Source organism: Pseudomonas sp. JS3066 (assembly GCF_036328175.1).
Taxonomy (GTDB): domain Bacteria; phylum Pseudomonadota; class Gammaproteobacteria; order Pseudomonadales; family Pseudomonadaceae; genus Metapseudomonas.
In genome coordinates this window covers 4,364,108-4,375,934 of the sequence record NZ_CP143312.1, presented here as the reverse complement: position 1 = coordinate 4,375,934, position 11,827 = coordinate 4,364,108, and the positions used below count along the sequence as shown (strand labels likewise).

Here is an 11,827-nt window from a genome sequence, read left to right as displayed (position 1 = left end):
ACACCCATCGAGGATTTGCCATGAGCGAGCACATTCTGGTCGAGCGCGAACAGGGCCTGCTGACGCTGCGGATGAACCGTCCGGACAAGAAGAATGCCCTGACCCGTGCCATGTACAGCGGCATGGCCGAAGTGCTGGACGCCGCGCGAAACGATGCTGGCGTACGTGTCGTGCTGATCACCGGCAGCGAGGAGTGCTTCACCAGCGGCAACGACATCGTGGACTTTCTGCAGGAACCGCCGAGCGGGATGGGCAGCCCGGTGTTCCAGTTCATGCGCGCGCTGTTCGACTTTCCCAAGCCTGTGGTGGCGGCGGTAAGTGGTCCGGCGGTAGGCATTGGCACAACCTTGTTGCTGCATTGCGATCTGGTCTTCGTGAGCTGCGATGCCAAGCTGAAGATGCCATTCGTCAGCCTTGGCCTCTGCCCCGAATTCGGTTCCAGCTTGATCCTGCCGCGTCTGCTCGGTCACGCGAAGGCGTCGGAGTTGCTGCTTTTGGGTGAAGGCTTCACGGGTGAGCAGGCTGCCAGCTGGGGTATCGCCAACGCTGCACTGGAAAATGGGGCTGCGACTCTGGCCCGCGCCCGCGAGGCCGCACTGCGATTCCTCGACCTGGCGCCCTCGGCACTGGCGGTGAGCAAGCGCCTGATGCAGGCGCCGGGCCGCGAAGAGTTGCGCCGGGTGATCGCGGAAGAGGGCGAGATGTTCAGCCAGCGCCTGCGTTCGCCTGAGGCGGTGGAAGCGCTGTCGGCCTTCACCCAGCGACGCAAGCCGGATTTCTCGAAGTTTGTATGAGGCTGCGAGAGCCGCTGTAGGGGAATCGATGCTGTAGGGGCGAATGAATTCGCCCCTACAAGAAAGCCAAAAGCCGCCCCGAAGGGCGGCTTTTTTCGTTCCAGGCCAGGTCAGACCAGCAGGTCGCCGACGTGGAGGATCTTCATGGTGTTGGTGCCGCCCTGGGTGGTGTAGCTGTCACCCTTGGTCAGGATCACCCAGTCACCCTTGGTCACCACGCCGCGTTGCAGCAGTTCGTCCACGGCCATCTGGCTGACCTTCTCCGGGGGCAGTGCGGCGGCGTCGAAGGGGATGGTCTCCACGCCACGGAACAGCGCCACGCGGGCCTGGGTCTCGCGGTGAGGCGAGTAGGCGAAGATCGGCACCGAGGAGCGGATGCGCGACATGATCAACGGTGTGTAGCCGCTTTCAGTCAGGCAAATGATGGCCTTGATACCTGGGAAGTGGTTGGCGGTGTACATCGACGCCAAGGCAATGCTCTCGTCGCAGCGGTCGAAGGTCTGACCGATGCGGTGGTGGGAGCGGCGGGTATCCGGGTGCTTCTCGGCGCCCTGGCAAATACGCGCCATGGCTTGCACGGCCTCGACCGGGTACTCGCCAGCGGCGCTTTCGGCCGAAAGCATCACGGCGTCGGTGTAGTCGAGCACGGCGTTGGCTACGTCCGAAACTTCGGCGCGGGTCGGCATCGGGCTGTGGATCATCGACTCCATCATCTGGGTCGCGGTGATCACGGCTTTGTTGTAGCGGCGGGCATGCAGGATGATCTTCTTCTGGATACCCACCAGTTCGGCGTCGCCAATTTCCACGCCGAGGTCGCCACGGGCCACCATGACGGCGTCGCTGGCGCGGATCAGGCCGTCGAGGGCCTCGTCGTCGGCCACGGCTTCGGCGCGTTCGATCTTGGCCACCAGCCAGGCCTTGCCACCGGCTTCGTCGCGCAGGCGGCGGGCCAGCTCCATGTCTGCGGCGTCACGGGGGAACGAGACGGCCAGGTAATCCAGTTCCATTTCCGCGGCCAGCTTGATGTCGGCCTTGTCCTTAGCGGTCAGCGCCGGTGCAGTCAGGCCGCCGCCGCGACGGTTGATGCCCTTGTGGTCGGACAGCGGACCGCCGATCAGTACGGTGCAATGCAGTTCGTCAGCGGTGGTGGCGACGACGCGCATCACCACGCGACCGTCGTCCAGCAGCAGCTCGTCGCCGACGCCGCAATCCTTGATCAGGTCCGGGTAGTCGATGCCCACCACTTCCTGGTCGCCGGCGTCACGCGGATGGGTGACGGAGAAGCGGAAGCTGTCGCCTTCCTTCAGTTCGATGCGTTTGTTGGCGAACTTGGCGATGCGGATCTTCGGGCCTTGCAGGTCGCCGAGCAGCGCGACGAAACGGCCGTGCTTGGCGGCCAGTTCGCGGACCAGGCGGGCGCGTGCCTTGTGTTCCTCGGGGCTACCGTGGGAGAAGTTCAGGCGGGCGACGTTCAGCCCCGCGACGATCAGTTGCTCCAGGACCTCCGGGGAGTTGCTGGCCGGGCCGAGGGTGGCGACGATTTTGGTACGGCGAAAAGGCATGCGAAGACTCCATTTTTCAAGCAGAGCGCGAGGCTACTACGCGAGAAAACTGTAGTCATTGTTCCTTTGCACTACCCGCTGAATTGTTTCAGGTGGGCCGCTGGGCGGCGCTACGGACGACTCTGATTGAGGGCCTGGTCGAGGTGCTGCGAAGCCTTGCTGGCCAGGTCGCTGTCGGGGAACTGCACCAGTAGCCGGCGGAAATAGCCAATGGCCTTGTCGCGACTGGCGTGGGGATTGTCCGGCGCCAGGTACATCAGGCCCAGTTGATAGAGCGCCTTCTCCTTGATGTCAGGCTGTACGTGGGCGTCGGACAGTGCCAGCAGGTAGAGCTCCTCGGCTTCGGCCACGCGGTCCTTGAGTACTGCCCGGCGTGAAAGCAGGGTCATGTCCGGATCCAGTCCCGGCTTGTAGAGATCGAGGTTGTTGCTTGGCTGCCAGGTGGCGAGGAGTTCGCGGGACGTCTTCTGCACTGGCTCCCCGGCCCGCTGGCGAATGACCAGAATGCGCGCTTCGGCGCGTTGAGCCGCGCGGCTGCTGGGAAATTCGTCGAGCACCCGCTCCAGGTAGCCCAGCGCCTTGGCATCGTTGCGCTGCTCGTTGTAACGGCTCATATAGATCAGGCCGATCTGGTAGAGGCTGATGGCGCGTACGTCGTCGCTGAACTTGTCGTCGCGGTAGCCGACCAGATACAGCTCTTCCGCCTCCGGACTCTTCGCGTCGCGGATGGCCATGGCGCTGTAGGTCAGCAGATCGCCTTCTTCCTCTACTGCCGCGGCCATCCGATTGCTTTTCATGGTCTTGTACTCCACCACTTCGTTGGTGGTGACCTGGGCAATGAATAGCGGAGTGGTGGGCGAGCAGGCGCCCAGTAGCAGGCACAGGGCGAGAAGGGTGGGGCGCGTGGAGTGCATGGCGGGAGCGTGTCCTTGGGCGACTTCCGCAGTCTAGCAGTGGCCGCTTGCCCTCCGAGTCGCGCGCCAGCAGGACCAATCGGAGGTTATGCTTTGCACTTCTCGTTCGCCCAACGGCCTGAAGAAGCGGCGCTCCCAGCCGATATCCCGTGGGACGGAGGAATTACCCATGAGAACCCTGATCATCCTGACCCTGTTGGTGGCCGTGGGCGGTTGCACCCGCTGGTCCCTCGACCATCACCTGAACAGCGCCTACCGCTCCTACGAGAAGGGGGATTGCGAGGATGTGATGCTCGAGCTGTCCAAGGCAGAGCGCAAAAGCCGGTCCCGCCAGTACCTGCAACCGGAAATCTCTCTGTTGCGCGGCCAGTGCCTGGAGCGCCAGAGACTGTTCGTCGATGCAGCGCAGACTTACCAGTTCATCATCGCCCGCTATCCCACCAGCGAGTACGCCTATCGGGCCAAGGCCCGCTTGGAGACCCTGGAGCAGCTCGGCCACCTTGGCGGCAGCGCTGCCCGCGCCAGCGCCACACCGCTCTGACCCGTAACCCGGCCGTCGGTCGTTGTCAGCTTGAGCTGCGTTCGGCCGGGGCTAAGCTGTGCGTCAATCCGAGGAACCCTGGAATGCGCCACCTGCTGTGCTGCCTGTTGCTGGTTCCGGCCATCGCCGGTGCAGAGATCTATCGCTGGACTGATGCCCAGGGACAGGTGCATTTCAGCGAGACGCCCGGGGAGGGAGCCGAGCCGGTCTCGGTGAAGCCCCAGGTGGTGGAGCGTGACCAGGCGACTCGTGAGCGCGAGGCGCGCACCGCGAAATTCTTCGATGCGCGCCGCCAGGAAAAGGCCGCTGCAGCTGACCAGGCCACGGAGGCTCGGGAGAAGCAGCAGAGAAGGTGCGGCCAGTTGCGTTCGCAGCAGGACCAGCTAAGTCGCGGCGGCCCGTTTTACCGGGTCGACGAGCGTGGCGAACGTCAGTACTACACTGATGAAGAGATCGAAACCTTCCATCGCAAGCTCGGCGAGAACATCTCCCGCGATTGCAATTGAAGGTTGGTCTGGGGTTACAACGAGTTCATACTGAAGTGCCACCAATAGCGATCTGATATCATGCCGACCAAGCGCCATATCGAACGCCATCAGTTGCCTTATTACCTGAAGGTGTTCAATCGCATCACCGACAAGCCCATGGGTTACCTGGGCAATGTTTCGATGGACGGCCTGATGCTGATCAGTCAGCTGCCCATGCTGGTGGGCGCGCGCTTCGACATGCAGCTGAAGATTCCGGGCAAGGATGGGCAGCTGCACTTCATCGATTTCTATGCCACCTGCCAGTGGTGCCATGAGGACGTGACTCCCGGGCATTACGATTCCGGCTTCTCGCTGGTTGCGCCGCCGTCGGAGTATGCCGACCTGATCGATGCCCTGCGTTTCTATTTCAGCTTTCGTCCTTTGGCCGCCTCGGCCTGAGTCTGCCTGAAAAAAGGTTGCCAGCCTGCTTCGAACTTTCCCTGATTCGTGCAATGGAAAATAAAAAAGGCGCCATTTGGCGCCTTTTTCGCAGCAGATCGACTCAGGGGCGGATTTCGATCAGCGTGCCATCTTTCACCAGGCTCCAGATTTCGCGCATGTCAGAGTTCTTCATGGCGATGCAGCCTTCGGTCCAGTCCAGGCTGTGGAAGTACCACTCGGGGTATTCCTCATCGAGCGGGGTGCCGTGGATCATGATCATGCCGCCCGGCGGCACGCCCTTGTCCCGTGCCTTGGCGGCGTCGCGGGCGTTGGGGTAGGAGATGTGCATGGCCAGGTTGAATTTGTCGCTGGTCTTTCGCCAGTCGATCCAATAGAAGCCCTCGGGAGTGCGCTGGTCTCCTTCACGCAGCTTGGGGCCAAGCGGTTGCTTGCCAAGGGAGATGCGGTAGGACTTGAGAATGTCGCCGCGATTCATCAGTAGCAGCTTGCGCTCCGATTTCACCACCAGGACCTTGTCGATGGATTTTTCACCCATAGTCGGCGTAGTGCTCGCTTGGGCGAGAGCGGCAAGGCTCATGGAAAGTACGACTAGCAACCAGCGCATCGGCACAACAACCCCACAGTGTTCAAGTAAGCAGATATAGCGGTCAGGCTTTTTTGTAGTAGGCCCGCAACGGCGCGAGCGGCTCGTTGCGCACCGGGAAGACCTGCCCGGTGCGGTCGGCGAAGTAGCATTCTAAGGTACGGCCCACGGTCGGAAAAGCCAGCTCCGACCAGGGAATATCCTGTTCGAGGAAGAGGCGCACTTCCAGGCTTTCGTCACCGGCGGCGAAGTTCAGATCGACCAGTTCGGCGCGGAAGAAGGTGTACACCTGGCTGATGTGCGGCAGGTCGAACAGCGTGTAAAGGCTGAGATTGCTCACCCGCGCGCAGGCTTCTTCGAGTGTTTCGCGGGCGGCGGCCTGCTCCATGGTCTCGCCGTTCTCCATGAAGCCGGCGGGAAGGGTCCAGTAGCCCTTGCGCGGGTCGATGGCGCGGCGGCAGAGCAGTACCTGCTCGCCCCAAACCGGCAGGCAGCCGGCGACGATGCGCGGGTTCTGGTAGTGGATCGTGTGGCAACTGTCGCACACGTAGCGCAGGCGGTTGTCTCCGTCGGGGATGCGCTGGGCGATCGGGCCACCGCACTGGCTGCAGTATTTCATCGTGGTTCCTCGGGGGCAGGAGCTCATCTTGGCGCGGCACGGTGTCGCACGGCAAGCGACGTACCGGGCAAACCAAAGGTGGTGAATGGTGCGACCTGTCGGCGTGGGACTTGGGCGTCCCACAGGTTCATGCCATGATGCCCGGCAGTCGAGAACAACGAGAAAATCCATGCTGGATGACCTGCTCCGTCGTGTGCAGAGCTACTCCCCGAGAACCCTGGAAACCGATCACGACTTCCCCGAAGCGGCGGTACTGGTGCCTATCACTCGCAGCGACGAGCCTGAGCTTGTCCTGACGTTGCGCGCCAGTGGCCTGTCGACCCATGGCGGCGAGGTGGCCTTTCCCGGCGGTCGTCGCGACCCCGAGGATGCGGACCTGATCCACACCGCCCTGCGCGAAGCGGAGGAAGAAGTGGGCCTGCCACCAGGGCTGGTGGAGGTCATCGGCCCGCTCAGCCCCCTGGTTTCCCGCCATGGCATAAAGGTCACACCTTATGTCGGGCTGGTTCCGGACTTCGTCCAGTACAAGGCCAACGATGGGGAGATCGACTCGGTCTTCAGCGTGCCGCTCGTGTTCTTTCGCGACGATCCGCGACAGGTGACCCACCGCATCGACTACCTCGGCCGCAGCTGGTACGTACCCAGCTATCAGTACGGCGAATACAAGATCTGGGGCCTGACGGCGATCATGGTCATCGAACTGGTCAACCTGGTCTATGACGCTGGAATCGATATGACTCGCGCCCCCGCGAGCTTCATAAAACTCAAATAAGCCCCGTTTGAGGAGCGCCTGATGAAATACCGCCTTGGAACCTCCCAGGTCGAAACCCATCCCGAGAGCTGGGTCGCACCTAATGCCACCCTGGTGGGCAAGGTGCGCCTGGATGCCGGTGCCAGCATCTGGTTCGGCGCCGTGCTGCGCGGTGACAACGAGCTGATCCACATCGGTGAGAACAGTAACGTCCAGGATGGCACGGTGATGCACACCGATATGGGCTATCCGCTGAACATCGGCCGCTCCGTCACCATCGGCCACAACGCCATGCTGCACGGCTGTTCGGTGGGTGATTTCAGTCTCATCGGCATCAACGCCGTGGTGCTCAACGGCGCGAAGATCGGCAAGTACTGCATCATCGGCGCTAACGCACTGATCCCCGAAGGCAAGGAAATTCCCGATGGTTCGCTCGTCATGGGCGCTCCCGGCAAGGTGGTGCGCGAGCTGACCGAGCAACAGAAGAAGATGCTCGAAGCCAGTGCCGCCCACTACGTACACAATGCCCAGCGCTACGCCCGCGATCTGGCCGAGCAGGACGACTGATGGACGCCGAACGCCCCGTCCGCTCCCCCTGCGTGCAAGTCTGCGTGCTGGACGACCATGACATCTGCGGCGGCTGCCAACGCAGCGCCGACGAAATCACCCGCTGGGGCCGCATGGACAATGCCGAGCGCCGCGAAGTCCTGGCCCGCTGCTTCGAGCGCGCCAAGGCCAGCGGCCAGTTCATCAGCACTCCGCCCCAGGCTTCTTGACTCCCCCGAGGAAACGACATGTCCCGTATTGGAACCCCCTTGTCGCCCAGCGCGACCCGTGTGCTGCTGTGTGGCTCCGGCGAACTCGGCAAGGAGGTGGTGATCGAACTGCAGCGCCTCGGCTGTGAAGTGATCGCCGTTGACCGTTATGCCGATGCACCGGCCATGCAGGTGGCCCACCGCAGCCACGTCATCAGCATGCTTGACGGTGCTGCCCTGCGCGCAGTGATCGAGCAGGAGAAGCCGCATTACATCGTGCCGGAGATCGAGGCCATCGCCACCGCGACTCTGGTCGAACTGGAGGCCGAAGGCTTCACCGTGGTGCCCACCGCCCGTGCGGCCCAGTTGACGATGAACCGGGAAGGTATCCGCCGTCTCGCCGCCGAGGAACTGGGCGTGCCCACCTCGCCCTATCATTTCGCCGATACCTTCGAGGATTACAGCGCGGCAGTGGCCAGCGTCGGCTATCCCTGCGTGGTCAAGCCGATCATGAGTTCCTCCGGTAAAGGCCAGTCAGTGCTCAAATCCGACGCAGATCTGAAGGCCGCCTGGGACTACGCCCAGGAAGGTGGCCGCGCCGGCAAAGGGCGGGTCATCGTCGAAGGTTTCATCGACTTCGAGTACGAGATAACCCTGCTCACCGTGCGCCACATCGGCGGTACCAGCTTCTGCGCGCCTATCGGCCATCGCCAGGTGAAGGGCGACTACCACGAATCCTGGCAGCCCCAGGCCATGAATCCGAAGGCCCTGGCCGAGTCGGAGCGTATTGCCCAGCTAGTGACCGAAGCCCTGGGTGGCCGAGGCCTGTTCGGCGTCGAACTGTTCATCAAGGGCGACCAGGTGTGGTTCAGCGAGGTTTCGCCGCGTCCCCACGATACCGGCCTGGTGACCCTGATTTCCCAGGACTTGTCCGAATTCGCCCTGCACGCGCGAGCCATTCTTGGCCTGCCGATCCCGGCTATTCGCCAGATGGGGCCGTCCGCTTCGGCGGTGATCCTGGTCGAGGGCAAGTCCAGCCAGGTCAGCTTCGGCAATCTGGGCGCTGCGCTCAGCGAGCCGGATACCGCGCTGCGCCTGTTCGGCAAACCGGAAGTGGATGGCCAGCGCCGCATGGGCGTTGCCCTGGCGCGGGACGAGTCCACCGACTTGGCGCGGGCCAAGGCGACCCGGTCCGCCCAGGCGGTCGACATCAAGCTGTGATGCGCCTGGCCACGCTGTGCTGGTGGGTAGCGGCGTTGCCGCTGTTACCCTTAGCACTGCCCATGGCCATGCACACTCGTCGCACCGCCCTGCGCCTGGCACCGGCCGCTGGCTCGGAGCGCGGGCTTGCCGGAAGCGAGCTGCAAGGCGATCCCCTCCGGCTTTTATTGATTGGTGAATCCACCGTCGCCGGTGTCGGCGCGTCCTGCCTGGACTTCGCCCTGGCTGGTCAGCTGGCAGCCGCTCTGGCCTTGCGCCTGCGGCGCCCTGTGGCCTGGCGTGCCTGCGGCGAGAATGGCATCACCGCCGGCGAGGCCCTGAAGCGCTTGCTGCCGCAAGCGGCAGATGAACCCGTTGATCTGGTGCTGCTGGTCTTCGGCGTCAACGACACCACTCATTTCAGCTCCAGCCGTAGTTGGCAGGAGGCCCTGAATGGGATGGCTCGGCATTTCGTAGAGCGTGGCGCGCAAGTCGCCCTGGCCGGCGTGCCGCCGCTGCAGCATTTCACTGCATTGCCCTGGCTGTTGCGCCAGTTGCTCGGCTGGCGGGCCAGGCTGCTGGACCGTCAACTGCGAGCGTTGGCTGAGCGTGAGGGGCTGGTCTGTTGTGCCACCAGTCTGGAAATGCGCCCGGAGTTTCTGGCGTTGGATGGCTACCATCCTTCCGCACTTGGTTATCGCGTCTGGGGCGAGTCACTGGCGGACTGGTTCGTCGCCTCGGCCCAACCGTCTCCGGAGGCGGAGGGCCTGGCGCTCGACCTTAGCGTGTGAGGCTGAGGTCGCTGTCGCGGGTTTCCTTCAGGCAGAGGACGGCCAGCAGGCTGATTACTGCCGCTATCGACACATAGCCCCCGACCCAGCTCAGGCCACCCATGGCGACCAGCTTCTGTGCGAAGAAGGGTGCCACCGAGGCGCCGACTATGCCCCCCAGGTTGTAGGCCGCCGAAGCGCCGGTGTAGCGCACGCGAGTTGGAAACAGCTCCGGCAGCAATGCTCCCATGGGTGCGAAGGTCACGCCCATCAGGAACAGCTCGATGCAGAGGAACAGCGCCACGCCGTAGGCCGAGCCCTGGGTCAGCAGGGGTTCCATGGTGAATCCGGAGAGGATCGCCAGTAGCGTGCCGCCGATCAGCACCGGCTTGCGCCCGAAACGATCGCTGAGCCAGGCGGATATCGGCGTCGCGAGGGCCATGAAGAGCACTGCAAAGCAGAGCAGGGCGAGGAAGGTCTCGCGGCTGTAGCCCAGGGTGGACACCCCGTAGCTCAGGGAGAAGACCGTGGAGATGTAGAACAGTGCGTAGCACACCACCATGGCCAGGGCGCCGAGAAGCACGGGCCGCCAGTGTCCGGAGAAGGTGTCCAGCAGTGGCACGCGGGATTTCTCCTGGCGGGCCATGGCTTGGGCGAAGACCGGCGTTTCTTCCAGCTTCAGCCGCACATAGAGGCCGACTACTACCAGCACGGCGCTGAGCAGGAAGGGAATGCGCCAGCCCCAGCTGCGGAACTGCTCGTCATCGAGCCCCATGGCCAGACCGAGGAACAGACCGTTGGCGGCGAGGAAGCCGATGGATGGGCCGAGTTGTGGGAACATGCCATACCAGGCTCGTTTCCCGGGCGGAGCGTTTTCCGTGGCGAGTAACGCCGCACCACCCCATTCGCCACCCAGCCCGAGGCCTTGGCCGAAACGCAGCAGGCACAACAGGATGGGCGCCCAGGCACCGATGCTCTCGTAACCGGGTAGTACGCCGATCAGGGTGGTGGACACGCCCATCAGCAGCAGTGAGGCGACCAGGGTGGACTTGCGCCCGATGCGATCGCCGAAATGGCCGAACAGCGCCGAGCCCAGCGGGCGGGCGAGGAAGGCTATGCCGAAGGTGAGGAAGGCCGAAAGCATCTGCGCGGTGCTGGAGGTCTGCGGAAAGAACACCGGACCAATCACCAGCGCGGCGGCGGTGGCATAGACATAGAAATCATAGAACTCGATGGCGGTGCCGATGAAGCTGGCGGTCGCTACCCGCACCGGGGAGTTGGCCGGTTGGGTGCCCGGGGTGTCGCTCAGGGCGGCGCTGGTCATCTGTGGATATCCCTTTGCATGGGCCGGACGTGCTCCTTGCGGGATGCCCGGCGGGTCTCTGGAGCTGGCGATCGCTGAGGGATGGGCTGATGGCGCTGTGTCGCCATCGAATCCCGGGCTGCAGGCGGGTGGCCGCGGCGGATGGTTCTCAGGTGGTCGCAGAGTGCGGCCGGTGGCGCGGCGTCGCGGGTGGCGACTGTGGCCGGAGGAGGGCGGGTAAGCCCGGGTCGATTATAGGAAGGGGCCCCGGCCGGGACTACTAGGCCTTTGGCGTAAGTCCGGCGCGCCAGGCGAGCACACGCTGTACGCGGTTGTCGCCGGACTGGAGGATTTCCAGGCGGTACGGGCCGACCTTCAGGCACACGCTTGAGTCGGGAATCTGCTCCAAGGCTTCGGTGATCAGGCCGTTGAGGGTCTTCGGCCCGTCGCAAGGGAGGTGCCAGCCGAGCACCCGATTCAGTTCGCGCAGATGAAGCGCACCGTCGAGCTCGTAGTGGCCGTCATCGCGCGATTGGATGCCGGGATTGGGAGCGAAGTCTTCCAGGCTGCCGAACTCGCCCACCAGCTCCTGGAAGATGTCTTCCAGGCTGACCAGGCCCACCACATCGCCGTACTCGTCGACCACGATGCCGAGGCGGCGCTTCTGCTTCTGGAAGTTCACCAGCTGCGTCAGCAATGGCGTGCTTTCCGGCACGAAGTAGGTTTCCCGGCTGACTGCCAGCAGCGATTCGGCGCTGGGCCTGCCCTCCGCCAGCAGGCGCGGTAGCTGGCGCAGGTGGAGGATGCCTTCGATCTGGTTGATGTCTTCGCGATACAGCGGCAGGCGAGTGTGGGTGGCGTTCTGCAGTTGGGCGATGAGCTCGTCTTGCGACGTGTCCAGGTCGATCCCCTGGATTTCGCTTCGGGGAATCATGATGGAACTGATACTGACCCGTTGCAGAGCATCGGTCACAGCAACCGGCAACCGCGATTGCGGCTGGATCTCCACGCCATGGCGGCGGCGTGTCGTCAGCCATGCGACCAGCGCGCCGGCTACCAGGGAGAGAGTGATTCCGAGGAGGAGGCCGGCGAGCAGTCCGTGCATG

The 11,827-nt window shown here is 63.7% G+C and carries 15 protein-coding genes; 9 read left to right on the top strand and 6 right to left on the bottom strand.

Annotated elements, in window-relative coordinates; all coding sequences use genetic code 11:
- Positions 1–20 precede the first annotated feature (20 nt).
- The gene (locus tag SA496_RS20635) at positions 21–794 is read left to right on the top strand and encodes an enoyl-CoA hydratase (RefSeq protein WP_120654760.1); all 774 of its coding nucleotides are present in this window, start codon (positions 21–23) and stop codon (positions 792–794) included.
- A gap of 110 nt (positions 795–904) precedes the next feature.
- On the opposite strand, the gene pyk is transcribed toward SA496_RS20635, so the two are convergent.
- Positions 905–2,356 (bottom strand): pyruvate kinase, encoded by a 1,452-nt coding sequence (pyk, locus tag SA496_RS20630; RefSeq protein ID WP_120654761.1) that lies wholly within the window; start codon positions 2,354–2,356, stop codon positions 905–907.
- Positions 2,357–2,466: 110 nt separating this feature from the next.
- Positions 2,467–3,270 (bottom strand): tetratricopeptide repeat protein, encoded by an 804-nt coding sequence (locus SA496_RS20625; protein ID WP_120654762.1) that lies wholly within the window; start codon positions 3,268–3,270, stop codon positions 2,467–2,469.
- Positions 3,271–3,439: 169 nt separating this feature from the next.
- Between SA496_RS20625 and SA496_RS20620 the strand changes: the two genes are divergently transcribed.
- From SA496_RS20620 to SA496_RS20610, 3 genes are all read left to right on the top strand, one after another.
- A complete protein-coding gene (locus SA496_RS20620) occupies positions 3,440–3,811 on the top strand; it encodes a tetratricopeptide repeat protein (RefSeq protein ID WP_120654763.1) in 372 nt (123 codons plus the stop codon).
- Positions 3,812–3,894: 83 nt separating this feature from the next.
- The gene (locus SA496_RS20615; RefSeq protein WP_120654764.1) at positions 3,895–4,317 is read left to right on the top strand and encodes a DUF4124 domain-containing protein; all 423 of its coding nucleotides are present in this window, start codon (positions 3,895–3,897) and stop codon (positions 4,315–4,317) included.
- 60 nt (positions 4,318–4,377) lie between these two features.
- Positions 4,378–4,737: a PilZ domain-containing protein gene (locus SA496_RS20610; protein ID WP_077526741.1), complete on the top strand. Its 360-nt coding sequence runs from the start codon at positions 4,378–4,380 to the stop codon at positions 4,735–4,737.
- A 103-nt stretch (positions 4,738–4,840) separates the two neighbouring features.
- Here the strand turns inward: SA496_RS20610 and SA496_RS20605 are convergent, their stop codons facing one another.
- Entirely contained in the window at positions 4,841–5,344 is a 504-nt protein-coding gene (locus SA496_RS20605) for a L,D-transpeptidase family protein (RefSeq protein WP_120654765.1), read from the bottom strand.
- 43 nt (positions 5,345–5,387) lie between these two features.
- Entirely contained in the window at positions 5,388–5,942 is a 555-nt protein-coding gene (locus tag SA496_RS20600; RefSeq protein WP_120654766.1) for an NUDIX hydrolase, read from the bottom strand.
- Positions 5,943–6,111: 169 nt separating this feature from the next.
- On the opposite strand from SA496_RS20600, the gene SA496_RS20595 reads away from it, so the two are divergent.
- Genes SA496_RS20595 through SA496_RS20575 form a run of 5 tightly spaced genes read left to right on the top strand, consistent with a single transcriptional unit; the run spans position 6,112 to position 9,439 of the window.
- On the top strand, positions 6,112–6,714 hold the full coding sequence (locus SA496_RS20595) for a CoA pyrophosphatase (RefSeq protein ID WP_153918602.1): 603 nt from the start codon (positions 6,112–6,114) through the stop codon (positions 6,712–6,714).
- Between the two features lie 21 nt (positions 6,715–6,735).
- Positions 6,736–7,260 carry a gamma carbonic anhydrase family protein gene (locus SA496_RS20590; RefSeq protein ID WP_120654768.1) on the top strand — a complete coding sequence of 175 codons (525 nt, stop codon included), beginning with the start codon at positions 6,736–6,738 and terminating at the stop codon, positions 7,258–7,260.
- Positions 7,260–7,469: a DUF1289 domain-containing protein gene (locus SA496_RS20585; RefSeq protein WP_162945874.1), complete on the top strand. Its 210-nt coding sequence runs from the start codon at positions 7,260–7,262 to the stop codon at positions 7,467–7,469. Before SA496_RS20590 ends, SA496_RS20585 begins: the two co-directional genes overlap by 1 nt.
- A gap of 18 nt (positions 7,470–7,487) precedes the next feature.
- Positions 7,488–8,669: a formate-dependent phosphoribosylglycinamide formyltransferase gene (gene purT, locus SA496_RS20580; RefSeq protein ID WP_120654770.1), complete on the top strand. Its 1,182-nt coding sequence runs from the start codon at positions 7,488–7,490 to the stop codon at positions 8,667–8,669.
- Complete coding sequence (locus tag SA496_RS20575; RefSeq protein WP_371924286.1) at positions 8,669–9,439, top strand: SGNH/GDSL hydrolase family protein; 771 nt, start codon at positions 8,669–8,671, stop codon at positions 9,437–9,439. Before purT ends, SA496_RS20575 begins: the two co-directional genes overlap by 1 nt.
- Here SA496_RS20575 and SA496_RS20570 read toward each other — a convergent pair.
- Together SA496_RS20570 and SA496_RS20565 are read right to left on the bottom strand one after the other, a co-directional pair.
- Positions 9,429–10,742 carry an MFS transporter gene (locus tag SA496_RS20570; protein WP_153918606.1) on the bottom strand — a complete coding sequence of 438 codons (1,314 nt, stop codon included), beginning with the start codon at positions 10,740–10,742 and terminating at the stop codon, positions 9,429–9,431. The genes SA496_RS20575 and SA496_RS20570 overlap by 11 nt on opposite strands.
- Before the next feature lie 259 nt (positions 10,743–11,001).
- Entirely contained in the window at positions 11,002–11,826 is an 825-nt protein-coding gene (locus SA496_RS20565) for a transporter associated domain-containing protein (RefSeq protein WP_120654773.1), read from the bottom strand.
- Position 11,827 lies beyond the last annotated feature (1 nt).